Source organism: Streptomyces sp. NPDC050564 (assembly GCF_044457265.1).
Taxonomy (GTDB): Bacteria; Actinomycetota; Actinomycetes; order Streptomycetales; family Streptomycetaceae; genus Streptomyces.
Genome location: NZ_JBITGS010000003.1, coordinates 131427 through 156518, shown reverse-complemented (window position 1 = coordinate 156518; position 25092 = coordinate 131427). Strand labels below are relative to the sequence as shown.

Here is a 25092-nt window from a genome sequence, read left to right as displayed (position 1 = left end):
GGGATACGGAGCGTACTGACCCGTAAGCGGTCCGTACAATCGCTTCGCGCAACTCGGCTGCGAGCAGCCGTTAATGCGGTACGGAGCGGCTGCCCCGGCGCGATAGGCTCGGGGGACGACTTTTCGATGTTCAGGCACGCATGAGGGAGCGGGTGCACAGTGTCCGGTGGAGAGGTGGCCGGGATCCTGGTGGCCGTCTTCTGGGCGATCCTGGTCTCCTTCCTCGCCGTCGCGCTGGCGAGGCTGGCCCAGACGCTCAGGGCGACCACCAAGCTCGTCGCGGACGTGACCGACCAGGCCGTCCCGCTGCTCGCCGACGCCTCCGCGGCCGTGCGCTCCGCACAGACACAGATCGAGCGGGTCGACGCCATCGCGTCGGACGTCCAGGAGGTCACGTCGAACGCCTCGGCGCTGTCCTCCACCGTCGCCTCCACCTTCGGCGGCCCCCTGGTGAAGGTCGCGGCCTTCGGCTACGGCGTGCGCCGGGCCATCGGAGGCCGTCGTGAGAATGTGCCCGACAAGGCGTCCCGGCGTACCGTGATCGTGGGCCGCACCGTCCCGTCCGCGCGACGGGGAAAGCGGAAGAAGGACTGACGCAGCGATGTTCCGCCGTACGTTCTGGTTCACCGCCGGCGCAGCCGCGGGTGTGTGGGCCACCACCAAGGTCAACCGCAAGCTCAGGCAGCTGACCCCCGAAAGCCTCGCGGCGCAGGCCGCGAACAAGGCGATCGAGGCGGGCCACCGGCTCAAGGACTTCGCGCTCGACGTCCGCGACGGCATGGCACAGCGGGAGGCCGAACTCGACGAGGCGCTCGGGCTCAACACCCGTCCCGACCTGCCCGCCCCCCGGCGCGTCGCCGCCATCGAGAACAGCGACAACCCGAAGTACAGCAAGAACCCGACGTACGTCGAGAGGTCGACGTACTCGTACAACCGGAATGAGGACCACTGATGGAGTCGGCTGAAATCCGCCGCCGCTGGTTGAGCTTCTACGAGGAGCGCGGTCACGCCGTCGTCCCTTCGGCGTCGCTCATCGCGGACGACCCGACTCTGCTCCTCGTCCCCGCCGGCATGGTCCCCTTCAAGCCGTACTTCCTCGGTGAGGTCAAGCCGCCGTGGTCGCGCGCCACCAGCGTGCAGAAGTGCGTGCGCACGCCCGACATCGAAGAGGTCGGCAAGACCACCCGGCACGGCACGTTCTTCCAGATGTGCGGCAACTTCTCCTTCGGCGACTACTTCAAGGAAGGCGCCATCACCTACGCCTGGGAGCTGCTCACCACGCCCCAGGACAAGGGTGGTTACGGGCTCGACCCGGAGCGCCTGTGGATCACGGTCTACCTCGAGGACGACGAGGCCGAGGCCATCTGGCGCGACAAGATCGGCGTCCCGGCCGAGCGCATCCAGCGCCTCGGTAAGAAGGACAACTACTGGTCCATGGGCGTCCCGGGCCCCTGTGGTCCGTGTTCCGAGATCAACTACGACCGCGGCCCCGAGTTCGGCGTCGAGGGCGGCCCGGCCGTCAACGATGAGCGGTACGTGGAGATCTGGAACCTGGTCTTCATGCAGTACGAGCGCGGCGAGGGCACCTCGAAGGAGGACTTCGAGATCCTCGGCGAGCTGCCCAGCAAGAACATCGACACCGGCCTCGGCATGGAACGCCTCGCCATGATTCTGCAGGACGTGCAGAACATGTACGAGATCGACACCTCCATGGCCGTCATCAAGAAGGCCACCGAGCTGACCGGTGTCGAGTACGGCGCCGCCCACGACTCCGACGTCTCGCTGCGCGTGGTCACCGACCACATGCGCACATCCGTCATGCTCATCGGCGACGGAGTGACCCCCGGCAACGAGGGCCGCGGCTACGTGCTGCGCCGCATCATGCGCCGCGCCATCCGCAACATGCGCCTGCTCGGCGCCACCGGTCCGGTCGTGAAGGACCTGATCGACACGGTCATCGCGATGATGGGCCAGCAGTACCCGGAGCTCGTCTCCGACCGCAAGCGCATCGAGACCGTGGCCCTCGCCGAGGAGGCCGCCTTCCTCAAGACGCTGAAGGCCGGCACGAACATCCTCGACACGGCCATCACCGACACCAAGGAGTCCGGCGGCACGGTCCTCGCCGGCGACAAGGCCTTCCTGCTCCACGACACCTGGGGCTTCCCGATCGACCTCACCCTCGAAATGGCCGCCGAACAGGGCCTTTCGGTGGACGAGGACGGCTTCAGGCGCCTGATGAAGCAGCAGCGGGACCAGGCCAAGGCCGACGCCCGCGCCAAGAAGACCGGCCACGCCGACCTCGGCGCCTACCGCCAGATCGCCGACGCCGCCGGTGAGACCGACTTCGTCGGCTACGACCGCACCGAGGGCGAGTCGACGATCGTCGGCATCCTGGTCGACGGTGCCTCGTCGCCCGCCGCCACCGAGGGCGACGAGGTCGAGATCGTCCTCGACCGCACCCCGTTCTACGCCGAGGGCGGCGGTCAGATCGGCGACACCGGTCGCATCAAGGTGGACACCGGTGCCATCGTCGAGATCCGCGACTGTCAGAAGCCGGTGCCTGGGGTGTACGTCCACAAGGGCGTCGTCCAGGTCGGCGAGGTCACCGTCGGCGCCAAGGCCCAGGCCTCCATCGACGTACGCCGTCGCAAGGCCATCGCCCGTGCCCACTCGGCCACGCACCTCACGCACCAGGCCCTGCGCGACGCCCTCGGCCCGACGGCCGCCCAGGCCGGTTCGGAGAACCAGCCCGGCCGCTTCCGCTTCGACTTCGGCTCCCCGTCCGCCGTACCGACCGCCGTGATGACCGATGTCGAGCAGCAGATCAACGAGGTGCTCGCCCGCGACCTGGACGTCCAGGCCGAGATCATGAGCATCGACGAGGCCAAGAAGCAGGGCGCCATCGCCGAGTTCGGAGAGAAGTACGGCGAGCGGGTCCGCGTCGTCACCATCGGCGACTTCTCCAAGGAGCTGTGTGGCGGCACGCACGTCCACAACACCGCCCAGCTGGGCCTGGTGAAGCTGCTCGGTGAGTCGTCGATCGGCTCCGGTGTCCGCCGCATCGAGGCCCTGGTAGGCGTCGACGCCTATAACTTCCTGGCCCGCGAGCACACGGTCGTCGCCCAGCTCCAGGAGCTGGTCAAGGGCCGTCCGGAGGAGCTCCCGGAGAAGATCTCCGCCATGCTCGGCAAGCTGAAGGACGCCGAGAAGGAGATCGAGAAGTTCCGCGCGGAGAAGGTCCTGCAGGCCGCCGCCGGTCTCGTCGAGTCCGCCAAGGACGTGCACGGCGTCGCCCTGGTCACCGGCCAGGTCCCGGACGGCACCACCGCCGACGACCTGCGCAAGCTGGTCCTCGACGTGCGCGGCCGCATCCAGGGCGGCCGGGCCGCCGCGGTCGCCCTGTTCGCCGTGGCCAATGGCAAGCCGCTGACGGTCATCGCCACCAACGAGGCCGCCCGCGAGCGCGGCCTCAAGGCCGGTGACCTGGTCCGCGCCGCCGCCAAGACCCTCGGCGGCGGCGGTGGCGGCAAGCCGGACGTCGCCCAGGGCGGCGGCCAGAACCCGGCCGCCATCGGCGAGGCCATCGACGCGGTCGAGCGCCTGGTCGCCGAGACGGCCAAGTAAGGCCCAGGGACATGCGTAGAGGACGTCGTCTCGCCATCGATGTCGGGGACGCCCGCATCGGGGTCGCCTCGTGCGACCCCGACGGGATCCTCGCGACACCGGTGGAGACGGTCCCGGGGCGTGACATCCCGGCCGCCCATCGTCGGCTCAGGCAACTTGTCGAGGAGTACGAGCCGATCGAGGTCGTCGTCGGACTCCCTCGCTCCCTCAAGGGGGGCGAGGGTCCGGCCGCGGTGAAGGTCCGCGCCTTCGCCCAGGAGCTCGCCCGGGGGATCGCCCCCGTTCCCGTGCGGCTCGTGGACGAGAGGATGACCACAGTGACGGCCAGTCAGGGCCTGCGGGCCTCGGGCGTGAAGTCCAAAAAGGGCAGGTCGGTGATCGACCAGGCGGCCGCCGTCATCATTCTGCAGCAGGCCCTGGAATCCGAACGGGTGTCAGGTACGTCTCCCGGCGAGGGCGTCGAAGTGGTCATCTGATCGCGATACGGTAACGTTCCGCGCGATGCGGTGGTGTTCGAACAGCCGCCGCACAGCAAAGAGGCGGACGGGAGCCGTGCCACAAGCGCCAGCAGCCACCGCCTCGCGGCTCGTAGGGGATCGATGACTGAGTATGGCCGGGGCGCAGGCTCCGAACCGTGGCATCCGGAGGACCCGTTGTACGGGGACGGCGGATGGGGAGGACAGGCCGCCGACGGCCAGTCCCCCTACGGCGGCCAGCCGCAGCACCATCCGCAGCAGCCGCAACAGCAGCAGGCGCAGTACGGCGACTGGGGCACGGGCCAGCAGGGCGGCTACGGCCACGACCAGCAGCAGTATCACAACCAGGGGCAGCAGCAGTACCAGAACCAGGGCCAGCAGCAGTTTCCCACTCAGGGGCACCCGCAGTACGCGGACCAGGCGCAGCACCAGTACAACGGCCAGGGCCAGCAGCAGTACGTCGACCAGGGACAACAGCAGTACGGCGGTCAGGGGCAGCAGCAGTACCACGAGGGCGGCTGGAGCACGGGGACGCACCCGCACGTCCCGTACGCCGCCGATCCGGCCGACCCCTACGCGGCCCAGTACAACGGTGAGCAGCCCGACTTCTACGGCACCCCCGACGCCTACCCGCCGCCGGAGCCGCCCGCTCGCCGGCGCGCCGAACCCGAACTGCAGACGGACTGGGATCCGGGACCCGACCAGGGCGAACACGCCTTCTTCGCCGGTGGCGGCGACGATGACGACGACTTCGACGACGATCCGAAGTCCGGCCGCGGCCGTGGTGACCGGCGCGGCAAGGGCGGCGCCAAGGGCAAGAAGCGCCGCAGCGGCTGCGCCTGCCTGGTGGTCGTGCTGGTCTTCGGAGGCGGGCTCGGCGGAGTCGGATATTTCGGGTATCAGTTCTATCAGAATCGTTTCGGCCCGGCGCCCGACTATGCGGGCGACGGCACGGGACAGGTGCCGGTCGAGATTCCTTCGGGGGCGGGCGGCTACGACATCGGCAAGAAGCTGAAGGATGCCGGCGTCGTCAAAAGCGTCGACGCCTTCGTGTCGGCTCAGCAGAACAATCCCAATGGAAAAATGATCCAGGCGGGCGCCTATCTGCTGAAGAAGGAAATGTCGGCAGCGAGCGCCGTCAAATTGATGCTCGACCCCAAGAGCCAGGCCAACGTGATCGTCGCCCCGGGGCGGCGCAACGCGGTTGTCTATGCGGATATCGACAAGAAGCTCGAACTCGCCAAGGGCACCACCGCGAAGGTTGCCAAGAAGGACTACAAGAGTCTCGGACTCCCCTCCTGGGCGAACAGCAACCGCTTTATCAAGGATCCGCTGGAAGGATTCCTCTACCCGGCCACATACCCCGCGGCGAAGGGTATGAAGGCCGAGGACGTACTGAAGAAGATGGTGGCGCAGGCCACCGCGAAGTACAACGCGTTGGACCTCGCGGCGAAGGCCAAGGACTTCGACCTGGACAACCCGTTGCAGCTTGTCACGGTCGCGAGCCTCGTCCAGGCCGAAGGAAAGACCCATGACGACTTCCGGAAGATGGCCGAGGTCGTCTACAACCGCCTGAAGTCCACCAATACCGAGACCAACCGGCTGCTCCAGTTCGACTCGACCTTCAACTACTTGAAGGGCCAGAGTAAGATCCACATCAGCGAGTCCGAGATCAACAGCAACAAGGACCCGTACAACACGTACACGCAGAAGGGTCTGCCGCCCGGACCGATCGGCAACCCGGGTGATGACGCATTGAGGGCGGCGCTCAACCCGACGAGCGACGGCTGGATCTACTTCGTGGCGACCGACGGTCAGAACAACACCGAATTCGCCAAGACGTACGCCGAATTCCAGAGGCTCAAGGACAAATTCAATGAAAGCTCGGGCAACTGACGCCCGCCGGGCTGCCGTACTCGGTTCTCCGATCGCCCACTCCCTCTCCCCGGTGCTGCACCGGACCGCGTACAAGGAGCTGGGGCTCGGCGACTGGTCGTACGACCGTTTCGAGGTCGACGAGGAGGCGCTGCCCGGGTTCTTGGGAGAACTCGGGCCGGAGTGGGCCGGGTTGTCATTGACCATGCCGCTCAAGCGTGCGGTGATTCCGCTGCTCGACGAGATCACCGACACGGCCGCCTCGGTCGAGGCGGTCAACACGGTGGTGTTCACGCAGGACGGCCGACGCGTGGGCGACAACACGGACATCCCCGGGATGGTCGCCGCCCTGCGTGAGCGGGGGATCGAGGAGGTGGACTCCGCGGCCGTCCTCGGCGCGGGCGCTACCGCCTCGTCGGCGCTGGCGGCGCTCGCCCGCGTCTGCACCGGTGAAGTCGTCGCCTACGTCCGCAGTGAGGCGCGCGCTGCCGAGATGCGGCAGTGGGGCGAGCGGCTCGACGTCGAGGTGCGGACCGAGGACTGGGCGGACGCGGAGCAGGCGCTGCGGGCACCGCTGGTGATCGCCACGACCCCGGCCGGGACCACGGACGCGCTCGCCGCCGCCGTCCCGGGGCGGCCCTCGACCCTCTTCGACGTGCTGTACGACCCGTGGCCCACGTCCCTCGCGGCGCGCTGGTCCGCGTACGGCGGTGCCGTGGTCAGCGGTCTCGACCTGCTGGTGCATCAGGCGGTACTCCAGGTCGAGCAGATGACCGGGCGTTCGCCGGCGCCGCTCGACGCCATGCGGAAGGCGGGCGAGCACGCGCTCGCCGCCCGGTAGAGGTTCGGCAGGGGGTGCCTGTGAGGGGTTGGCGACTGATGGTCCGATCATGTGTGCGCTCTTGAGTGCGGGACTTACCTCCGGTAAAGATCTCCGGGCGGCCCGACGACGGCGACGGGCGCGTGAACGGAGCCCCCATGACTGGACACGCCCGGCGCGCCTTCCTCACCTACCTGGTGGCCGCGCCCGCCTTGGCCGTGGCGACCAGGATCGGTCTGGACGCCATCGGTCCCGACACCGCGGAGGCGGCGATTCCCACACCGCCGGCGCCGGCGGATCTGATCGACCTAGGTGATCTGCTCATCCTGGCGGGCAAGCCCACCGCGGGCATGCTGGTCCTGAGCGTGGACGAGGACGGCATCGTGCACTTCCGGTTGCCGCGGGAGGAGGTCGGGCAGGGCCTGACCACGGCGGTGGCCATGCTGGTGGCCGAGGAGCTGGACACGCCGCTCGACCGCGTACGCGTCCAACTGGAGGACGCCCGACCCGAGTTGCTGTTCAACCAGCTGACCGGCAGCTCCAACTCCATCCGGTCGCTGTACGACCCGGTACGGCACACGGCAGCGGCCGCGCGGGCCCGTATGGTGGGCGCGGCCGCGAAACAATGGGGCCTGAACGCCGATGACTTGACGGTTCGTCAAGGAGTGGTGACCGCCCCCGACGGCCGCACCGCTTCCTACGGCACGCTGTCGGCGGCTGCCGCCTCCCTCGACCTGGGCTCGCTGACCGGCACACCCAAGAAGGAGTCCGAGCACACCCTCGTCGGCACCCCCACCTCCCGCCTGGACGCCCGCGCGCTCGTCACCGGCAGGCAGGCGTACACGCTCGATCTCGACGTCCCCGGCGCCAAGCCCTGTATGGTGCGCCGGCCGCCGAGCATCAACGGCACGGTGAAGTCGGTCGACAACGAGGCCGTCGTACGTGCCATGCCCGGCGTCCTGGACGTGGTCACCATCGACACCGGTGTCGCCGTGGTCGCCGAGACCTTCGGCCAGGCACTCGACGGCAAGAACGCCCTGGAGGTCACCTGGGGCGGCGGCACGGTCGACGCGCTCTCGGACGACGACATCCGCGCGAAGCTGAAGGCGGCGACGCCGTCCCTGGATCTGCTCGGGCTCCTGGTCAAGAAGGTGGACGCCGAGTTCGACTTCGCGTTCGTCAGCCACGCGCCGATGGAGACCAACTCCGCCGTGGCCGATGTACGGGCCGACGGGGCCGAGATCTGGTCGGGCATGAAGTCGCCGATCGTCGCCCAGGCGGCCATCGCCCAGGCCGTCGGACTGCCGGTGAGCAAGGTCAAGGTCCACGTGGTGCAGTCGGGCGGCTCCTTCGGGCGCCGGCTGTTCTACGACGCGGCCCTGGAGGCCGCCGTGGTGTCCAAGAAGAGCGGTCGTCCGGTGCGGCTGATGTGGTCGCGGATCGACGACACGCGGCACGGGCGGATGCGGCCCGCGACCCACCACCGGATCCGTGCCACCTACGCGGCGGGGCAGGTGCTCACCTTCGTTCACCAGGTCGCCGCGGTGGAGACCGACTTCCGGCACGGTCTCGGGGACGCGATCACCGCCGCCGCGGCCGCACTGCCCACCGGCCTCGGCAACGCGACCTTCGCGCAGACCCTTTTCCTGACCACGGTGAAGTCCCCGTACAACTTCGGTGTCACGACCCAGGCGCTCACCGAAGTGCCGTTGAAGATGCACACGGGATCGTGGCGCTCGGTGTACTCGGCCAACACACGGGGCGCCGAGGAGATCGTCGTCGACGAACTGGCGGCCGAGCTCGGCCGGGATCCGGTCGCCTTCCGCCGCTCCTTCCTCAAGACGGACCGGCAGCGCGCCGTGCTCGACAAGGTCGCCGAGGAGGGCGGCTGGGGGCGGACCCTGCCGTCCGGCTGGGCCCAGGGCGTCGGGTTCCACGACGAGTACAAGTCCTGCACCGCCTGCCTCGTCGAGATCGACGCCACCGATCCCGGGAAGCCGCGGGTGACGAAGGCGGTCATCGCGGCGGATGTGGGGCGGCCGATCAATCCGCGCGGACTGGAGGCACAACTGCTCGGCGGACTCACGGACGCGATCTCCACCACGCTGCGGGCGGGACTGCACATCGACAAGGGGCTCCCGCTGGAAGCGAGCTACTCGCAGTTCCACTACGCACGCCAGAAGGACTCCCCGAAGGACGTACGGATCTTCGTCCTGCCGACGGACCACGAGCCGGGCGGCGCGGGTGAGCTGGGTGTTCCGGCGGCCGTGGGTGCCATCGCCAACGCCTACGCGCGGGCCACCGGCACCAGGCCGCGCCGCTTCCCCGTGAACTTCGACGTCGACTTCACCCCCTTCCCGCGCTGACCCCGTTGTCCGCCTGCCGTCCCTTCGTCTCGAGGAGCACGAGCTTCCATGCCCTCCCACACCTTCACCGTCAACGGGAAGACCGTCACCGTCGACGCCCCCGACGACCTGCCGCTGCTCTGGGCACTGCGCGATCTGCTCGGCGTCCGCGGCCCCAAGTACGGCTGCGGCATCGACGTCTGCAAGGCCTGCACCAGCCATCTCGACGGCGAGGCCGTGCGTCCCTGCGTGGTTCCGGTCGCCGAGGCCGCGGGCCGCGAGGTCACCACCATCGAGGGGCTCGCGGACGGCGACCGGCTGCACCCCGTCCAGGAGGCCTGGCTGGAGCAGGACGTGGCCCAGTGCGGCTACTGCCAGCCCGGTCAGATCATGGCGGCCGTCGCCCTGCTGAAGCGTACGAAGAACCCCACGGACGCCGACATCGACGAGATCGCGAACGTCTGCCGCTGCGGCACGTACTTCCGCATCCGCGAGGCGATCAAGAGCGCGGCGGCACGAATGGCGTGACGGCGGCGGCGCGGATGAGGCGATGGCGGGGCGCACACGGGGCCGCACCAGCTGACAGGGTCCGTCCGCCTGATGGACCTGCGACCGGATCCCGGGCCGAGACGTGGGAGGATCGGAGGTGGCGGGCCAGGGCCGCGCACCCGGTCGCGCCGTCGCCGTACGCGAGGACGCGCGTACGCAGCAGCAGTACCAGGGCGCGAGCATGAGGAGCACCGTTGAGCAGGTTGCGCTGGCTGACCGCGGGGGAGTCCCACGGTCCCGCACTTGTCGCGACGCTGGAGGGCCTTCCCGCCGGCGTGCCGATCACCACGGAGATGGTGGCGGACCACCTCGCCCGGCGGCGCCTGGGCTATGGACGCGGTGCCCGGATGAAGTTCGAGCGCGACGAGGTCACCTTCCTCGGCGGCGTACGGCACGGCCTCACCCTCGGCTCGCCGGTGGCCATCATGGTCGGCAACACCGAGTGGCCCAAGTGGGAGCAGGTCATGGCGGCCGACCCGGTCGCCCCGGAGATCCTCGCCGACGTGGCCCGCAACGCCCCGCTGACCCGGCCCCGGCCCGGCCATGCCGACCTCGCGGGCATGCAGAAATACGGCTTCGACGAGGCCCGGCCGATCCTGGAGCGCGCCTCCGCCCGTGAGACCGCGGCCCGCGTGGCGCTGGGCGCGGTGGCCCGCTCGTACCTGAAGGAGACGGCCGGGATCGAGATCGTCTCGCACGTCGTCGAACTGGCCGCGGCGAAGGCGCCCTACGGCGTCTACCCCAAGCCCTCGGACGTCGAGAAGCTCGACGCCGACCCGGTGCGCTGCCTCGACGCCGACGCGTCGAAGGCGATGGTTGCGGAGATCGACCAGGCCCACAAGGACGGCGACACGCTCGGTGGCGTGGTCGAGGTGCTGGCGTACGGCGTGCCGGTGGGTCTCGGCTCGCACGTGCACTGGGACCGGCGTCTCGACGCCCGGCTCGCGGCCGCGCTCATGGGCATCCAGGCCATCAAGGGTGTCGAGGTCGGCGACGGCTTCGAGCTTGCACGGGTGCCCGGCTCCAAGGCGCACGACGAGATCGTCCACACCGACGAGGGCATCCGGCGCACCTCCGGCCGCTCGGGCGGCACCGAGGGCGGGCTGACCACCGGTGAGCTGCTGCGCGTGCGCGCCGCGATGAAGCCGATCGCGACCGTGCCGCGCGCGCTCGCCACTATCGACGTCGCCACCGGCGAGGCCGCCAAGGCCCATCACCAGCGCTCCGACGTCTGCGCGGTCCCGGCCGCCGGCATCGTCGCCGAGGCGATGGTGGCCCTCGTCCTCGCGGACGCGGTCGCCGAGAAGTTCGGCGGCGACAGCGTCCCCGAGACCCGCCGCAACGTCCGGTCGTACCTCGACAACCTGGTCGTGCGGTGACCGCTCCGAGCGTCGTCCTCGTCGGCCCGATGGGGGTCGGCAAGTCCACGGTGGGCGCACTGGTCGCCGAGCGGCTCGGCTGCGTCTACCGGGACACGGACGACGACATCGTGGCCGAGCAGGGCCGCACCATCGCCGACATCTTCGTCGACGAGGGCGAGCCGGTCTTCCGCGCGATCGAGAAGCGGGCCGTGCACAAGGCGCTCGCCGAGCACGACGGCGTCCTCGCGCTCGGCGGCGGCGCGATCCTCGACGAGGACACCCGTGCGCTGCTCGCCGGGCACCGGGTCGTCTACCTCTCGATGGACGTCGAGGAGGCGGTCAAGCGCACCGGCCTCAACGCCGCACGTCCGCTGCTGGCCGTCAACCCGCGCCGGCAGTGGCGCGACCTGATGGAGGCGCGCCGCCACCTGTACACCGAAGTCGCCCGCGCGGTCGTGGCCACCGACGGCCGTACCCCCGAAGAGGTCGCCCAGGCGGTCCTCGACGCACTGGAGTTGAAGGAAGCATGAGCGAGGCTGTGACCCGTATCCAGGTCGGCGGTACCGCGGGCACCGACCCCTACGAGGTCCTGGTCGGCCGTCAACTCCTCGGCGAGCTGGGCGAGTTGATCGGCGACAGGGCCAAGCGCGTCGCGGTGATCCACCCCGAGGCGCTCGCCGAGACCGGCGAGGCGCTCCGGGCCGACCTGGCAGGACAGGGCTTCGAGGCCGTCGCCATCCAGGTGCCGAACGCGGAGGAGGCCAAGACCGCCGAGGTCGCCGCCTACTGCTGGAAGGCACTCGGCCAGTCCGGCTTCACCCGCACCGACGTCATCGTCGGTGTCGGCGGCGGCGCCACCACCGACCTGGCCGGCTTCGTCGCGGCGACCTGGCTGCGCGGGGTGCGCTGGATCGCCGTCCCCACGACCGTGCTCGCCATGGTGGACGCGGCGGTCGGCGGCAAGACCGGCATCAACACCGCCGAGGGCAAGAACCTGGTGGGCTCCTTCCACCCGCCCGCGGGCGTGCTCTGCGACCTGGCCGCGCTCGACTCGCTGCCGGTCAACGACTTCGTGTCCGGGCTCGCGGAGATCATCAAGGCCGGATTCATCGCCGACCCGGTGATCCTGGAGCTGATCGAGGAGGACCCGCAGGCCGCCCGCACCCCGGCCGGCCCGCACACCGCGGAGCTCATCGAGCGCTCCATCAAGGTGAAGGCCGAGGTCGTCTCCGGCGACCTCAAGGAGTCCGGGCTGCGCGAGATCCTCAACTACGGGCACACGCTCGCGCACGCCATCGAGAAGAACGAGCGCTACAAGTGGCGGCACGGCGCGGCCGTCTCCGTCGGCATGCACTTCGCCGCCGAACTCGGCCGTCTGGCGGGCCGGTTGGACGACGCGACGGCCGACCGTCACCGCACGATCCTGGAGTCTGTCGGCCTCCCGCTGAGCTACCGCTACGACCAGTGGCCCAAGCTCCTGGAGAACATGAAGGTCGACAAGAAGTCCCGCGGCGACCTGCTGCGCTTCATCGTCCTCGACGGCCTTGCCAAGCCGACGGTCCTGGAAGGCCCGGACCCGGCCGTGCTGCTCGCCGCGTACGGCGAAGTCGGGGAGTGACGGCCCTCGGCGAACGGGGCGGGTAACTCCCGACGGGCCCACACTTGGTCCGTTTTGCCCCTCGCTCACGGGCACTTCGCACGTTCCCCGGCCGTTCACACAACGGCGGCCGGGGAAGGTACCGTTCGGTAGCGAGCGGGACCGAGGCCCCGTTCGTCCAGCGCCAATTGCCTGACGCGAGTGAGCCGAAGGGACGCGTCGGTGTCGAGAGGGCGAGTGCCCAAAGGCCCGAAGGGCTGAGCACGGTCGCCCTCCAGACACCGGCTGAGGCGTCCCGAAGGCGAACGAGCCAAAAGACACGAGACGGAGTGGCACCGGATGCAGCACGCAGTGGGGGCTCCGCTGCCGCCGCCCCACCAGCCGGGGCAGGGAACGGCCGCCGACTGGTCGCCGACCGGACAGCACCCGGGACACCCGGGTCCCGCACCCGCTCCCGGTTTCACCGGAGCGCCCCTGCCTCCCGGGGTCCCTCCCACGCAGGTCCCGCATCACGCGCCCCAGCACCACGCTCCGCAGCAGCCTCCGCACCACGCCGCGCAGCCCGCACACCACGCTCCCGTGCCTCCCACGCCGGACACGACCGGGCATGTGCAGCTGCCCCCGGGCGGCCCCGTCGCCATGCCGTCGCCGCCGCCCGCCGCGGGCGCGTCCGACCCCACAGCCACCACGCTCGCGGTGCTGCTCATCGGCCCCGCGGGCGCCGGAAAGACCAGCGTCGCCAAGTACTGGGCGGACCACCGCCGGGTGCCCACCGCGCACATCAGCCTCGACGACGTACGCGAATGGGTGCGCTCGGGTTTCGCGGACCCGCAGTCGGGGTGGAACGATCATTCGGAGGCGCAGTACCGACTGGCCCGCCGCACCTGCGGCTTCGCCGCGCGGAACTTCCTGGCCAACGGCATCTCCTGCATCCTCGACGACGCGGTCTTCCCGGACCGCCCGGTCGTCGGTCTCGGTGGCTGGAAGCGGCACGTCGGTCCCGGCCTGCTGCCGGTCGTTCTGCTCCCGGGTCTGGAGATAGTCCTGGAGCGCAACGCCGAGCGCTCCGGAAACCGCCGCCTCACCGACGAGGAAGTCGCCCGGATCCACGGCCGGATGGCCGGCTGGTACGGCTCCGGGCTGCCCATCATCGACAACTCGCAGCTCGACGTACCGGCCACGGCCCGCGTCCTGGACGACGTGCTCGCCCGGTCGATCGCCAGCCCGCCCCAGTGGTAGTCCCCTCACCCGCACCGCCCGTCCGGCCCCTCTGAAACGGCGACATCCGGCCACCGCTCGTAGGCTCGTTTCATGCCAGAGGTGTACGCGGCCCGCAGAGAGCGGGTCCGAGAGCGCTGTACGGCGGGCGGCAGTGCGACGGCGCTCGTCACCCGCCCCGCCAACGTGAGGTATCTCGCCGGCGCGGCGCCGCGTGGTGCCGTGCTCCTGCTGGGCAGGGGCGAGGATCTGCTGCTGTGCGCCGGCCCGCCGAGCGGCGAGGCCGGCGAAGGACGTCCCGACGAGGCGTTGCGGGTGCAGGTGCTGCCGCGTGCCGGCGGTGATGCCGCCGTTGCCGCCGCCGATGTCGCCGCGGCCCAGGGCGCCGAGTCCCTCGCGGTCGAGGAGCACCACCTGACCGTGACCCGGCACCGCGCCATCGGCTCGGTGGCCCCACGGCTGCGCCTCGGCGACCTGGGCGGTGCGGTGGAACAGCTGCGGGTGATCAAGGACGAGGAGGAGATCTCCTGTCTGCGGATCGGCGCCGAGATCGCCGACCAGGCCCTGGGCGAGCTCCTCGAATCCATCCTGGTCGGCCGCACGGAACGCCATCTCGCGCTGGAGCTGGAGCGCCGCCTCGTCGACCACGGCGCCGACGGCCCGGCGTTCGCGACCTCGGTCGGCACCGGCCCGAACTCGGGGCGGCGTGGCCACCGGCCCACCGACCGGCGGGTCGAGGAGGGCGACTTCCTCTCCGTCTGCCTGGGCGCGACCTACCGCGGCTACCGCTGCGAGATCGGCCGTACCTTCGTGATCGGCACCTCGCCGGCCGACTGGCAGATCGAGTTGTACGACCTCGTCTTCGCCGCCCAGCGCGCCGGACGGGAGTCGCTGGCACCCGGCGCCGCCTACCGTGACGTGGACCGAGCGGCCCGCCAGGTACTGGACTCCGCGGGCTATGCGGAAGGCCTTCCACCGCTGACCGGGCACGGTGTGGGGCTCGAAATCGACGAGGACCCGCAGCTGGCTCCCGCAGCCATGGGTAAACTGGACGCTTGCGTGCCGGTCACCGTCGAACCGGGGGTCCACCTCCCGGGCCGGGGCGGTGTCCGGATCGATGACACGCTCGTCGTACGCCCCGAGGCGGACGGCGGACCCGAGCTACTCACCATCACGACCAAGGAACTGCTCGCGCTCTAGCCTTCGAGCTACGCGCGTGTCCCGGGGTCGTCCACGTCAGTCCAGGAGATTCCGCAACCGTGGCTTCCACGAACGACCTCAAGAACGGCCTGGTGCTCAAGCTCGACGGAGGCCAGCTCTGGTCCGTCGTCGAGTTCCAGCACGTCAAGCCCGGCAAGGGCCCGGCCTTCGTGCGCACCAAGCTGAAGAACGTGCTCTCCGGCAAGGTCGTCGACAAGACGTTCAACGCCGGCGTCAAGGTCGAGACGGCCACGATCGACAAGCGCGACATGCAGTTCTCGTACATGGACGGCGAGTACTTCGTCTTCATGGACATGGACACGTACGACCAGCTGATGGTCGACCGCAAGTCCGTCGGCGATGCCGCCAACTTCCTGATCGAGGGCTTCACGGCCACCGTCGCCCAGCACGAGGGCGAGGTGCTCTTCGTCGAGCTGCCCGCCGCCGTCGAGCTGGTCATCCAGGAGACCGAGCCGGGCGTCCAGGGCGACCGCTCCACGGGTGGCACCAAGCCCGCCACCCTGGAGACCGGCCACCAGATCCAGGTCCCGCTCTTCATCACCACCGGTGAGAAGATCAAGGTCGACACCCGCACCAGCGACTACCTCGGCCGGGTGAACAGCTAACCGTGGCTGCCCGCAACACGGCCCGCAAGCGCGCCTTCCAGATCCTCTTCGAGGGCGACCAGCGCGGCGTGGACGTCCTGACGGTCCTCGCGGACTGGATCCGGCACTCCCGGTCCGACACCCGGCAGCCGCCGGTGAGCGAGTACACGATGCAGCTGGTCGAGGGCTATGCCAAGAAGGCGGCCCGGATCGACGAGCTGCTCGCGCAGTACGCCGTCGGCTGGACGCTGGACAGGATGCCGGTCGTCGACCGCAACATCCTGCGCCTCGGTGCCTACGAGCTGATCTGGGTCGACGAGACCCCGGACGCCGTGGTGCTCGACGAGGCGGTGCAGCTGGCGAAGGAGTTCTCCACGGACGAGTCGCCCTCGTTCGTGAACGGCCTGCTCGGCCGGCTGAAGGACCTGAAGCCGTCGCTCCGCCGGGACGAGGCGTAGGCGCTCCGCCGGTAGGGCGGGTGCGAACAGGGAAACCGTTGGCTCCGCCCCCAGAAGCCGTCACAAAGGGCCCGCAGCAGACGCTGCGGGCCCTTTGGCATTCCGGTACGCATGAGGCTCCCGAGGCGCACAGAAAGCCGCCGAGGTGGCCGGAACGATGAAGTTCCGGCCACCCCGGCGGCACGTTTCTGCTGAGCTGTCCGAAGGGGTCAGCCCTCGTCGTGGGAGACGGCGCGGCGCGCGTCCGCGTCCAGGACACCCCAGCTGATCAGCTGCTCGGTGAGGACCGAGGGCGACTGGTCGTAGATGACGGCGAGGGTGCGCAGGTCGTCCTGGCGGATCGACAGCACCTTGCCGTTGTAGTCACCGCGCTGGGACTGGATCGTCGCCGCGTAACGCTGCAGAGGACCCGCCTTCTCGGCCGGCACATGGGCCAGCCGCTCCAGGTCCAGGACCAGCTTCGGCGGCGGCTCGGCGGCCCCGCCCGGCGTGGTGCCCGGCAGCAGCTCCTGCACCGGAACCCCGTAGAAGTCCGCCAGCTCGGCGAGGCGCTGCACGGTGACGGCGCGGTCGCCGCGCTCGTACGAACCGACCACGACCGCCTTCCAGCGTCCCTGGGATTTCTCCTCTACGCCGTGGAGGGAAAGGCCCTGCTGGGTGCGGATGGCGCGGAGCTTGGCCCCGAGCTGTTTGGCGTATTCGCTGGACATATAGCTCCCCGGACGCTGTATCAACGTGCGGCTCCGCCGCGCGGCTGGTGACTCTTGTGACTCACAGTGAGGTTACGCAGCGTTACTCTCCCCCGTCAAGCCGAATGGTCCGGACCGACCCTTCCGTGGGAGTCACCGGCGGTGGCTTGAAGGGTGGTGATCAGGCGCGTTGCCGGGCTGGTACCGTGGATGGCGCAATTCCGACGTCCTTTAATGATCCGTCCCGTGAGGCGGAGAAGGAGGTCCGTTTCGTATGGACACAGAGCAGGACAAGCAGAGTTACGAAGCCGATGCGCGGCCCGTTCTCGAAGCCCCCGACATCGCGCGGGTGCTGACCCGCATCGCCCACGAGATCGTCGAGCGCGCCAAGGGCGCGGACGACGTGGTGCTCCTCGGCATTCCGACCCGAGGCGTCTTCCTGGCCCGCAGGCTGGCCGACAAGCTCGAAGAGATCACCGACCGCAAGATCCCGGTCGGCTCCCTCGACATCACCATGTACCGCGACGACCTGCGCATGCATCCGCCGCGTGCGCTGGCCCGCACCGAGATTCCCGGTGACGGCATCGACGGCCGCCTGGTCGTCCTCGTCGACGACGTGCTCTTCTCCGGCCGCACCATTCGCGCGGCGCTCGACGCGCTGAACGACATCGGCCGCCCGCGCGCCGTGCAGCTCGCGGTCCTCGTCGACCGCGGTCACCGCGAACTGCCCATCCGCGCCGACTACGTCGGCAAGAACCTCCCCACGTCGTTGCGGGAGACGGTCAAGGTCCAGCTCGCCGAGGAGGACGGTCGCGACACCGTGCTGCTCGGTGCGAAGCGGACCTCCTCGGACGCACAGCAGTAGCCCTCCGGCGTACGCCACTGTCGTACGCCCCTGAGCGCGCCCTGCCTGCCCGAATCCTCCCGAACTGAACTGCCTTACGGAGCCTGACAGATGCAGCGTCATCTCATCTCGGCCGCCGACCTCACCCGCGACGACGCCGTCCTGATCCTCGACACCGCCGAGGAGATGGCCCGGGTCGCCGACCGGCCGATCAAAAAGCTGCCGACCCTGCGCGGCCGCACCGTCGTCAACCTCTTCTTCGAGGACTCGACCCGCACCAGGATCTCTTTCGAAGCCGCCGAGAAGCGCCTCTCCGCGGACGTCATCAACTTCACCGCCAAGGGATCGAGCGTCTCCAAGGGTGAATCCCTGAAGGACACCGCCCAGACCCTCGAAGCCATGGGCGTCGACGCCGTCGTCATCCGGCACGGCGCCTCCGGTGCCCCCTACCGGCTCGCCACCTCCGGCTGGATCGACGCCGCCGTCATCAACGCCGGTGACGGCACCCACCAGCACCCCACGCAGGCCCTGCTCGACGCCTTCACCATGCGCCGCCGTCTGGTCGGCCGGGACGCCGGGATCGGCCAGGACCTGTCCGGCAAGCGCATCACGATCGTCGGCGACGTCCTGCACAGCCGGGTCGCCCGCTCGAACGTCGATCTGCTGCACACCCTCGGCGCCGAGGTCACCCTCGTCGCTCCGCCGACCCTGGTGCCGGTCGGCGTCGGGACCTGGCCCTGCGAGATCTCGTACGACCTCGACAGCACGCTCTCCAAGTCCGACGCGGTGATGATGCTGCGCGTGCAGCGCGAGCGGATGAACGCGGCGTTCTTCCCCACCGAGCGCGAGTACTCGCGGCGCTACGGCCTCAACGGCGACCGCATGGCGAAGATGCCCGAGCACGCGATCGTGATGCACCCCGGCCCGATGGTCCGCGGCATGGAGATCACCGCCGAGGTCGCCGACTCCGAGCGCTGCACCGTCGTCGAGCAGGTCGCCAACGGCGTCTCGATCCGGATGGCCGTCCTGTACCTGCTCCTTGGCGGCAACGAGCCCGCCGTCACCCACACCCGTACCGAGGAGAAGTAAGAACATGAGCAAGATCCTGATCCGTGGTGCGAAGGTGCTCGGGGGCGAGCCGCAGGACGTCCTGATCGACGGCGACACGATCGCCGAGGTGGGCAGCGGGCTGTCCGCCGACGGTGCCGAGATCGTCGAGGCCGAGGGCAAGGTGCTGCTGCCGGGCCTCGTCGACCTGCACACCCATCTGCGTGAGCCCGGCCGCGAGGACTCCGAGACCGTGCTGACGGGCACGCGGGCCGCGGCGAGCGGGGGCTACACGGCCGTGTTCGCGATGGCCAACACCTTCCCGGTCGCCGACACCGCCGGTGTGGTCGAGCAGGTCTACCGGCTCGGCCGGGAGCACGGCTACTGCGACGTGCAGCCCATCGGCGCCGTCACCGTCGGCCTGGAGGGCAAGAAGCTCGCCGAGCTGGGCGCGATGCACGAGTCGGCGGCCGGCGTCACGGTCTTCTCGGACGACGGCAAGTGCGTGGACGACGCGGTGATCATGCGCCGCGCGCTGGAGTACGTGAAGGCCTTCGGGGGTGTCGTCGCGCAGCACGCGCAGGAGCCCCGCCTCACCGAGGGCGCCCAGATGAACGAGGGCGTCGTCTCCGCCGAGCTGGGGCTCGGCGGCTGGCCCGCGGTGGCCGAGGAATCGATCATCGCCCGGGATGTCCTGCTCGCCGAGCACGTCGGCTCGCGCGTCCACATCTGCCACCTGTCCACGGCCGGTTCGGTCGAGATCGTGCGCTGGGCCAAGTCCCGCGGCATCGACGTCACCGCCGAGGTCACCCCGCACCACCTCCTGCTCACCGACGAGCTGGTACGCACCTACAACCCGGTCTACAAGGTCAACCCGCCGCTGCGCACCGAGCGCGACGTCATGGCACTGCGCGAGGCGCTCGCCGACGGCACGATCGACATCGTCGCCACCGACCACGCGCCGCACCCGCACGAGGACAAGGACTGCGAGTGGGCCGCGGCCGCCATGGGCATGGTGGGCCTCGAAACCGCGCTGTCCGTCGTCCAGCAGACGATGGTCGAGACCGGCCTGCTCGACTGGGCCGGCGTCGCCGACCGCATGTCCGTCAAGCCCGCGCGGATCGGCCGGGCCGCGGGCCACGGCCGTCCCGTCTCGGCAGGTGAGCCCGCGAACCTCACGCTGGTCGACACGGCATACCGTGGGTCCGTGGACCCCGCTGGCTTCGCCTCGCGCAGCCGCAACACCCCCTACGAGGGCCGTGAGCTGCCGGGCCGGGTCACGCACACCTGGCTGCGGGGCAAGGCCACCCTCGTCGACGGGAAGCTCGCGTGACACCTCTCATCTCGATGGCCGCCGAACACAAGTCGGCGCCCGTGACCGACTGGTCCGGCCGGATCGGCTGGCTCGTCGGGCTCACCCTCTTCGTCGTGCTCGTCTACTGGCTGATGCGCGAGGGCTGGAAGTGGCGCGCCACCCTCCAGGGTGACCTGCCCGAGCTGCTTACCGCGCCAGAAGACCTCGGCCCGGCGAAACTGAGCATGAGCGGCCGCTACCACGGCTCCACCACCGCAGGGCAGTGGCTCGACCGCATCGTGGCGCACGGCCTGGGCACCCGCAGCCGGGTCGAGCTGACTCTGACGGAGGCGGGCCTGGATGTCGTACGCCCGGGAGCGACCGACTTCTTCGTGCCTCTCGCGGCCCTGCGCGAGGCCCGGCTCGACAAGGGCATCGCGGGCAAGGTCCTCACCGAGGGCGGACTCCTCGTCGTCACCTGGGCGCACGGCGACAAGCTGCTCGACTCGGGCTTCCGCTCGGACCGCGCGGCCGAGCACAACGAGTGGGTCGACACCCTGAACAGCATGATCAACAAGAGCATCGACACGGAAGGCGCACGATGACGACCTCCACCAGGGGAGCTGCCAAGGTTCCCGCCGTACTCGTCCTGGAGGACGGCCGGATGTTCCGCGGCCGTGCCTACGGGGCCGTGGGGGAGACCTTCGGCGAAGCGGTGTTCTCCACCGGCATGACCGGCTACCAGGAGACCCTCACCGACCCGTCGTACCACCGTCAGGTCGTCGTGATGACCGCCCCGCACGTCGGCAACACCGGCGTCAACGACGAGGACCCCGAGTCGCAGCGCATCTGGGTCTCCGGCTACGTCGTACGCGACCCCGCGCGCGTGCCCTCCAACTGGCGCGCCAAGCGCTCGCTGGACGAGGAGCTCCGCCACCAGGGCGTCGTCGGCATCAGCGGTATCGACACGCGTGCGCTGACCCGCCACCTGCGCGAGCGCGGCGCCATGCGCGTCGGCATCTTCTCCGGCAACGCGCTGCCCGACGAGGGCACCATGCTCGCCGAGGTGCGCCAGGCCCCGGAGATGAAGGGCGCGAACCTCGCCGCCGAGGTCGCCACCAAGGAGACGTACGTCGTCCCCGCGATCGGCGAGAAGCGCTTCACCGTCGCCGCCGTCGACCTGGGCATCAAGGGCATGACCCCGCACCGCATGGCCGAGCGCGGCATCGAGGTGCACGTGCTGCCCGCCACGGCCACGGCCGAGGACGTGTACGCCGTGAACCCCGACGGCGTGTTCTTCTCCAACGGCCCGGGTGACCCGGCCACCGCCGACGGTCCGGTCGCGGTCATGCAGGAAGTGCTCTCGCGCAAGACGCCGCTCTTCGGCATCTGCTTCGGCAACCAGATCCTGGGCCGGGCGCTCGGCTTCGGCACGTACAAGCTGAAGTACGGCCACCGGGGCATCAACCAGCCCGTGCAGGACCGCACGACCGGCAAGGTCGAGGTCACCGCGCACAACCACGGCTTCGCCGTCGACGCCCCGCTCGACAAGGTGTCCGACACCCCCTACGGCCGCGCCGAGGTCTCCCACGTCTGCCTCAACGACAACGTGGTGGAGGGCCTCCAGCTGCTCGACCAGCCGGCCTTCAGCGTCCAGTACCACCCCGAAGCGGCAGCGGGCCCGCACGACGCCGCCTACCTGTTCGACCGCTTCGTATCCCTGATGGAGGGCCAGCGTGCCTAAGCGCACCGATATCCAGTCCGTCCTGGTCATCGGCTCCGGCCCGATCGTCATCGGCCAGGCCGCCGAGTTCGACTACTCGGGAACCCAGGCGTGCCGCATCCTGCGCGCCGAGGGCCTGCGAGTCATCCTGGTCAACTCCAACCCGGCGACGATCATGACCGACCCGGAGATCGCCGACGCGACCTACGTCGAGCCGATCACCCCGGAGTTCGTCGAGAAGATCATCGCCAAGGAGCGCCCGGACGCGCTCCTGCCCACCCTGGGTGGCCAGACGGCGCTCAACACCGCCATCTCGCTGCACGAGGCAGGCACCCTCGACAAGTACGGCGTCGAGCTCATCGGCGCCAATGTCGAGGCCATCAACAAGGGCGAGGACCGCGACCTCTTCAAGGACGTCGTGGAGGCGGTGAACCAGAAGATCGGGCACGGCGAGTCGGCCAAGTCCGTCATCTGCCACTCCATGGACGACGTGCTGGGGGGCGTCGAGACGCTCGGCGGCTACCCCGTCGTCGTCCGTCCCTCCTTCACCATGGGCGGCGCCGGCTCCGGCTTCGCGCACGACGAGGAGGAGCTGCGCCGCATCGCCGGTCAGGGCCTCACGCTCTCCCCGACCACCGAGGTGCTCCTCGAGGAGTCCATCCTCGGCTGGAAGGAGTACGAGCTGGAGCTGATGCGCGACAAGCACGACAACGTCGTGGTCGTCTGCTCCATCGAGAACTTCGACCCGATGGGCGTGCACACCGGTGACTCGATCACCGTCGCCCCGGCGATGACGCTCACCGACCGCGAGTACCAGATCCTGCGCGACATCGGCATCGCGGTCATCCGCGAGGTGGGCGTGGACACGGGTGGCTGCAACATCCAGTTCGCGGTGAACCCCGAGGACGGTCGCGTGATCGTCATCGAGATGAACCCTCGCGTGTCGCGCTCCTCGGCCCTCGCCTCCAAGGCGACCGGCTTCCCGATCGCCAAGATCGCCGCGAAGCTCGCGGTCGGTTACACGCTCGACGAGATCCCGAACGACATCACCGAGCAGACCCCGGCGTCCTTCGAGCCGACGCTCGACTATGTCGTGGTCAAGGCGCCGCGGTTCGCGTTCGAGAAGTTCCCGTCGGCGGATTCGACCCTGACGACCACCATGAAGTCGGTCGGCGAGGCCATGGCGATCGGCCGCAACTTCACCGAGGCGCTGCAGAAGGCGCTGCGGTCGCTGGAGAAGAAGGGCTCGCAGTTCACGTTCGTGGGCGAGCCCGGCGACAAGAAGCTGCTCCTCGAAGAGGCCGTACGGCCGACCGACGGGCGCATCAACTCCGTCATGCAGGCCATCCGCGCGGGCGCCACGCCCGAGGAGGTCTTCGAGGCGACGAAGATCGACCCGTGGTTCGTCGACCAGCTGTTCCTGATCAAGGAGATCGCGGACGACCTGGCCGCCGCCGACAAACTCGACCCCGAGCTGCTGGCGGAGGCCAAGCGGCACGGCTTCTCCGACGTGCAGATCGCCGAGATCCGCGGGCTGCGCGAGGACGTCGTGCGCGAGGTACGGCACGCGCTGGGCGTGCGCCCGGTGTACAAGACGGTCGACACGTGCGCCGCCGAGTTCGCGGCCAAGACGCCGTACTTCTACTCCTCGTACGACGAGGAGACGGAGGTCGCGCCCCGCGAGAAGCCCGCGGTGATCATCCTGGGCTCCGGCCCGAACCGTATCGGCCAGGGCATCGAGTTCGACTACTCCTGCGTCCACGCCTCCTTCGCGCTCAGCGACGCGGGCTACGAGACCGTGATGGTCAACTGCAACCCCGAGACCGTCTCCACGGACTACGACACCTCCGACCGCCTGTACTTCGAGCCGCTGACGCTGGAAGACGTGCTGGAGATCGTCCACGCCGAGTCGCTGGCCGGTCCGATCGCGGGTGTCATCGTCCAGCTCGGCGGGCAGACCCCGCTGGGCCTGTCGCAGGCGCTCAAGGACAACGGCGTGCCGGTCGTGGGTACCTCGCCCGAGGCCATCCACGCCGCCGAGGACCGCGGCGCCTTCGGGCGGGTCCTCGCGGAGGCGGGTCTCCCGGCGCCCAAGCACGGCACCGCCACCACCTTCGCCGAGGCCAAGGCCATCGCCGACGAGATCGGCTACCCCGTCCTCGTACGGCCCTCGTACGTGCTCGGCGGGCGCGGCATGGAGATCGTGTACGACGAGACGCGGCTGTCCTCGTACATCGCCGAGTCGACCGAGATCAGCCCTTCCCGGCCCGTCCTGGTCGACCGGTTCCTCGACGACGCGATCGAGATCGACGTCGATGCCCTGTACGACGGCGAGGAGCTCTACCTCGGCGGCGTCATGGAGCACATCGAGGAGGCCGGCATCCACTCCGGCGACTCGGCGTGCGCGCTGCCGCCGATCACCCTCGGCGGGTTCGACATCAAGCGGCTGCGGGCATCCACGGAGGCCATCGCTCGCGGAGTGGGCGTGCGCGGACTGATCAACATCCAGTTCGCGATGGCCGGCGACATCCTGTACGTCCTCGAAGCCAACCCGCGAGCCTCGCGTACCGTGCCCTTCACGTCGAAGGCGACCGCGGTGCCGCTCGCCAAGGCCGCGGCCCGGATCTCCCTCGGCGCGACCGTCGCCGAACTGCGGGCGGAGGGGCTGCTGCCCGCGGGCGGTGACGGTGGCACGCTGCCGCTCGACGCGCCGATCTCCGTCAAGGAGGCGGTCATGCCGTGGTCGCGCTTCCGCGACATCCACGGGCGTGGCGTGGACACCGTCCTCGGCCCGGAGATGCGCTCCACCGGTGAAGTCATGGGCATCGACTCGGTGTTCGGGACGGCGTACGCCAAGTCGCAGGCGGGTGCGTACGGTCCACTGCCGACCAAGGGCCGCGCCTTCATCTCGGTCGCCAACCGTGACAAGCGCTCGATGATCTTCCCGGCGCGTGAACTCGTCGCTCACGGGTTCGAGTTGCTCGCCACGTCCGGCACGGCCGAGGTGCTCAAGCGCAACGGCATCAACGCCACGATCGTGCGCAAGCAGAGCGAGGGCGAGGGTCCGAACGGTGAGAAGACCATCGTCCAGCTCATCCACGACGGCATGGTCGACCTCATCGTCAACACGCCGTACGGCACCGGTGGCCGCCTCGACGGCTACGAGATCCGTACGGCCGCCGTGGCCCGGTCCGTGCCGTGCCTGACGACGGTCCAGGCGCTCGCCGCCGCCGTCCAGGGTATCGACGCGCTCAACCACGGTGACGTGGGCGTGCGTTCACTCCAGGAACACGCCGAGCATCTGACCGCGGCCCGCGACTAGCAGCCCTGAGGGGGACATCGGAAACGGTGTCCCCCTCTTCATGAG

General features: G+C 69.8%; 22 protein-coding genes. 21 read left to right on the top strand and 1 reads right to left on the bottom strand.

Annotated elements, in window-relative coordinates:
• Nucleotides 1-159 precede the first annotated feature (159 nt).
• The 15 genes from ACIBK0_RS06550 to nusB all read left to right on the top strand — a co-directional run bounded on the left by ACIBK0_RS06550 (nt 160) and on the right by nusB (nt 16128).
• Nucleotides 160-594, top strand: a complete 435-nt coding sequence (locus ACIBK0_RS06550) for a DUF948 domain-containing protein (protein WP_189188020.1) — start codon at nt 160-162, stop codon at nt 592-594.
• A 7-nt stretch (nt 595-601) separates the two neighbouring features.
• A complete protein-coding gene (locus tag ACIBK0_RS06545) occupies nt 602-952 on the top strand; it encodes a DUF6167 family protein (RefSeq protein WP_399076311.1) in 351 nt (116 codons plus the stop codon).
• A complete protein-coding gene (gene alaS / locus ACIBK0_RS06540; protein WP_399076309.1) occupies nt 952-3624 on the top strand; it encodes an alanine--tRNA ligase in 2673 nt (890 codons plus the stop codon). Before ACIBK0_RS06545 ends, alaS begins: the two co-directional genes overlap by 1 nt.
• 11 nt (nt 3625-3635) lie before the next feature.
• Nucleotides 3636-4100 carry a Holliday junction resolvase RuvX gene (gene ruvX, locus ACIBK0_RS06535; RefSeq protein ID WP_189188023.1) on the top strand — a complete coding sequence of 155 codons (465 nt, stop codon included), beginning with the start codon at nt 3636-3638 and terminating at the stop codon, nt 4098-4100.
• 123 nt (nt 4101-4223) lie between these two features.
• Nucleotides 4224-5996 (top strand): endolytic transglycosylase MltG, encoded by a 1773-nt coding sequence (gene mltG / locus ACIBK0_RS06530; RefSeq protein ID WP_399076307.1) that lies wholly within the window; start codon nt 4224-4226, stop codon nt 5994-5996.
• The gene (locus ACIBK0_RS06525) at nt 5977-6816 is read left to right on the top strand and encodes a shikimate dehydrogenase (protein ID WP_399076304.1); all 840 of its coding nucleotides are present in this window, start codon (nt 5977-5979) and stop codon (nt 6814-6816) included. The genes mltG and ACIBK0_RS06525 overlap by 20 nt, the downstream gene beginning before the upstream one ends.
• 137 nt (nt 6817-6953) lie before the next feature.
• Nucleotides 6954-9161, top strand: coding sequence for a molybdopterin cofactor-binding domain-containing protein (locus tag ACIBK0_RS06520; RefSeq protein WP_399076302.1), 2208 nt, complete (start codon nt 6954-6956; stop codon nt 9159-9161).
• A gap of 48 nt (nt 9162-9209) precedes the next feature.
• Nucleotides 9210-9668 (top strand): (2Fe-2S)-binding protein, encoded by a 459-nt coding sequence (locus ACIBK0_RS06515; RefSeq protein WP_383746246.1) that lies wholly within the window; start codon nt 9210-9212, stop codon nt 9666-9668.
• Nucleotides 9669-9883: 215 nt separating this feature from the next.
• The gene (gene aroC / locus ACIBK0_RS06510) at nt 9884-11068 is read left to right on the top strand and encodes a chorismate synthase (RefSeq protein ID WP_399076299.1); all 1185 of its coding nucleotides are present in this window, start codon (nt 9884-9886) and stop codon (nt 11066-11068) included.
• A 29-nt stretch (nt 11069-11097) separates the two neighbouring features.
• Nucleotides 11098-11580 carry a shikimate kinase gene (locus ACIBK0_RS06505; protein WP_399076732.1) on the top strand — a complete coding sequence of 161 codons (483 nt, stop codon included), beginning with the start codon at nt 11098-11100 and terminating at the stop codon, nt 11578-11580.
• On the top strand, nt 11577-12668 hold the full coding sequence (aroB, locus tag ACIBK0_RS06500; RefSeq protein WP_399076297.1) for a 3-dehydroquinate synthase: 1092 nt from the start codon (nt 11577-11579) through the stop codon (nt 12666-12668). Before ACIBK0_RS06505 ends, aroB begins: the two co-directional genes overlap by 4 nt.
• Before the next feature lie 318 nt (nt 12669-12986).
• Nucleotides 12987-13886 (top strand): Pro-rich N-terminal domain-containing protein, encoded by a 900-nt coding sequence (locus tag ACIBK0_RS06495; protein WP_399076295.1) that lies wholly within the window; start codon nt 12987-12989, stop codon nt 13884-13886.
• 72 nt (nt 13887-13958) lie between these two features.
• The gene (locus ACIBK0_RS06490) at nt 13959-15065 is read left to right on the top strand and encodes a M24 family metallopeptidase (protein WP_399076293.1); all 1107 of its coding nucleotides are present in this window, start codon (nt 13959-13961) and stop codon (nt 15063-15065) included.
• 59 nt (nt 15066-15124) lie between these two features.
• Nucleotides 15125-15691: an elongation factor P gene (gene efp / locus ACIBK0_RS06485; protein WP_010988257.1), complete on the top strand. Its 567-nt coding sequence runs from the start codon at nt 15125-15127 to the stop codon at nt 15689-15691.
• Nucleotides 15692-15693: 2 nt separating this feature from the next.
• Nucleotides 15694-16128: a transcription antitermination factor NusB gene (nusB, locus tag ACIBK0_RS06480; protein WP_399076291.1), complete on the top strand. Its 435-nt coding sequence runs from the start codon at nt 15694-15696 to the stop codon at nt 16126-16128.
• Between the two features lie 209 nt (nt 16129-16337).
• On the opposite strand, the gene bldD is transcribed toward nusB, so the two are convergent.
• Nucleotides 16338-16838: a transcriptional regulator BldD gene (gene bldD, locus ACIBK0_RS06475; protein ID WP_067366005.1), complete on the bottom strand. Its 501-nt coding sequence runs from the start codon at nt 16836-16838 to the stop codon at nt 16338-16340.
• Between the two features lie 253 nt (nt 16839-17091).
• Here bldD and pyrR point away from each other — a divergent pair, with 253 nt between their 5' ends.
• From pyrR to carB, 6 genes are all read left to right on the top strand, one after another.
• On the top strand, nt 17092-17682 hold the full coding sequence (gene pyrR / locus ACIBK0_RS06470; RefSeq protein WP_399076288.1) for a bifunctional pyr operon transcriptional regulator/uracil phosphoribosyltransferase PyrR: 591 nt from the start codon (nt 17092-17094) through the stop codon (nt 17680-17682).
• A 90-nt stretch (nt 17683-17772) separates the two neighbouring features.
• Nucleotides 17773-18750, top strand: a complete 978-nt coding sequence (locus tag ACIBK0_RS06465; protein WP_399076286.1) for an aspartate carbamoyltransferase catalytic subunit — start codon at nt 17773-17775, stop codon at nt 18748-18750.
• Between the two features lie 4 nt (nt 18751-18754).
• Nucleotides 18755-20041 carry a dihydroorotase gene (locus ACIBK0_RS06460; protein WP_399076284.1) on the top strand — a complete coding sequence of 429 codons (1287 nt, stop codon included), beginning with the start codon at nt 18755-18757 and terminating at the stop codon, nt 20039-20041.
• Nucleotides 20042-20055: 14 nt separating this feature from the next.
• On the top strand, nt 20056-20607 hold the full coding sequence (locus ACIBK0_RS06455; protein WP_399076729.1) for a hypothetical protein: 552 nt from the start codon (nt 20056-20058) through the stop codon (nt 20605-20607).
• Nucleotides 20604-21746 carry a glutamine-hydrolyzing carbamoyl-phosphate synthase small subunit gene (gene carA, locus ACIBK0_RS06450; protein WP_399076282.1) on the top strand — a complete coding sequence of 381 codons (1143 nt, stop codon included), beginning with the start codon at nt 20604-20606 and terminating at the stop codon, nt 21744-21746. Before ACIBK0_RS06455 ends, carA begins: the two co-directional genes overlap by 4 nt.
• Complete coding sequence (gene carB, locus ACIBK0_RS06445) at nt 21739-25047, top strand: carbamoyl-phosphate synthase large subunit (protein ID WP_399076280.1); 3309 nt, start codon at nt 21739-21741, stop codon at nt 25045-25047. The genes carA and carB overlap by 8 nt, the downstream gene beginning before the upstream one ends.
• The last annotated feature ends 45 nt before the right edge of the window (nt 25048-25092 follow it).